Source organism: Duganella alba (assembly GCF_009674495.1).
GTDB lineage: Bacteria > Pseudomonadota > Gammaproteobacteria > Burkholderiales > Burkholderiaceae_D > Rugamonas > Rugamonas alba.
In genome coordinates this window covers 1-1,822 of sequence record NZ_WKJN01000085.1, presented here as the reverse complement: position 1 = coordinate 1,822, position 1,822 = coordinate 1, and the positions used below count along the sequence as shown (strand labels likewise).

At 72.1% G+C, this 1,822-nt stretch carries 1 protein-coding gene; it reads right to left on the bottom strand.

Going from position 1 to position 1,822, the window contains the following annotated elements; translation table 11 throughout:
• Nucleotides 1–1,798, bottom strand: a 1,798-nt coding sequence (locus GJ695_RS29325) for a transglutaminase TgpA family protein (RefSeq protein WP_154370606.1), incomplete at its 3' end; no start/stop codon positions are given.
• Nucleotides 1,799–1,822: the final 24 nt, after the last annotated feature.

Sequence of the window (1,822 nt, the reverse complement as noted above, 5' to 3'; positions counted from 1 at the left end):
CATCGGCCGGCCGGCGCCCGCGCTGCCAGCGCAGCAGCCACAGCAGCCCGGCGGCCAGCGCCGCACCGAGTGCCGTGCGCCAGTTGCCGACGGCCGCGCCTAGTTCTTCAAGGAAACTTCGCTGCCTCTCGGGATTGTAATCCAGTACCCATTGATTCCAAGAATTATTCAACGCGGCATAGGCGAATCTGAGTTGCGCCAGCCACGAATCCGGATCGTTCTGCAGGTCGAGCAGCGGCGCCAGGCCGAAGGCGGCGGGGCGCGGCAGCGCGCGCGCCAGGTTGCGCTCGACGCGCTCGGGGGCGACGGCGGCGGTCGGATCGACGCGGCGCCAGCCGCCGGCCTGGGTCCAGAACTCGGCCCAGGCGTGGGCGTCGGATTGGCGCACGGTCAGGTAGCCGTCGACCGGATTGCGCTCGCCGCCCTGGTAGCCGGTGACCACCCGCGCCGGCACGCCCATGGCGCGCATCAGCACCACGTAGGCGCCGGCGTAGTGCTCGCAGAAGCCGGCCTTGGTGGTGAACAGGAAATCGTCGACGGCGTTGGCGCCGGTCAGCGGCGGCTCCAGCGTGTAGCGGTAGCCGTCGCGGCGGAAGCGTTGCAGCACGGCGTTGCTCAGTTGCTGCGGCGTGTCGGCGCCGCTGGCCGCCGCGCGCAGCTGCTGCGCCAGCGCCAGCGTGCGCGGATTGACGCCGGCCGGCAGCTCCAGCCAGTGCGTCATGCGCTGCGGCCGTTCGCCGGCCTGCAGCGTGAAATCCAGGTAGGCGCTGGCCTCGAAGCGCACGCGGTGGCTGATCGGATCGGTGGTGAACTGTTCCATCTCGTCGGAATCGCGCAGCCGGTAACCGGGCACCTGCAGCGTGGGGCCGGCCAGCTCCAGCAGCGCCAACCAGCGCGTGTTGCTGGCTTCCATCGTGGTTTCGTAGCGCAGCGGCGCGCCGCGCGCGCTGACCGCCACGTCCAGCCGCTGCAGGCCGCGCTTGCGCGGCACGCGGGTCCAGGTGCGGCCGTCGTAGTCGCCCAGCACGATGCTGCGCCAGTACAGCTGCGGCTGGGCCGGCACGGCGCCGAAGAAGCGCACGCGGAACGCCACCTCGTCGGACTGCGCCAGCGACGACAGCGTGCCGGGCGCCATGCTGTCGGACAGGCCGGTCTTGCCGCCGGCGGCGTCGCCCGGCAGGCCCCACAACGGACCCTGGATGCGCGGGAAACCGACAAACAGCAGCAGCGCCAGCGGCGCCGCCAGCGCCGTCAGCCTGGCCGTGGTGCGCAGGCGGCGCGCCAGCGGCGGCACGGCGCCGGTGTACTGGAACGACTGCTGCGCGGTCAGCAGCATGGCCAGCGTCAGCGCCACCCACAGCGCGGCCGGGATCGACTGCGAGTAGAAAAAGCTGGTCAGCAGCACGAAGAAGCCGAGGAAGGTGACCACGAACAGGTCGCGTTTGGCGTGCATCTCCAGCAGCTTGAAGGCCAGCAGCAGCACCAGCATGGCGACGCCGGCGTCGCGGCCCAGCAGCGTGTGGTAGCTGCGGTAGACGCCGGCCATGGCGGCCAGCGCGATCGGCAGCAGCAGCCACACCGGCGGCAGGCGCTTGCCGAGCCAGGTGAGGGCGGCGCGCCACAGCAGCGTGGCGCCGGCCAGCACGCCGATCCACGGCGGCAGATGGCTGAAATGCGGCGCCAGCACCATCAGCGCGGCGGCCAGCAACAAGAGCGTGTCGGCCTTGTCGCGCGTCAGCCGCTGCGCCAGCGGCTGGCCGGCCGGCGCGGCGGGCGGTCGTGGCGGCGTGGCGCTCATGGCTGCTCCGGCTGGCCGAACAGG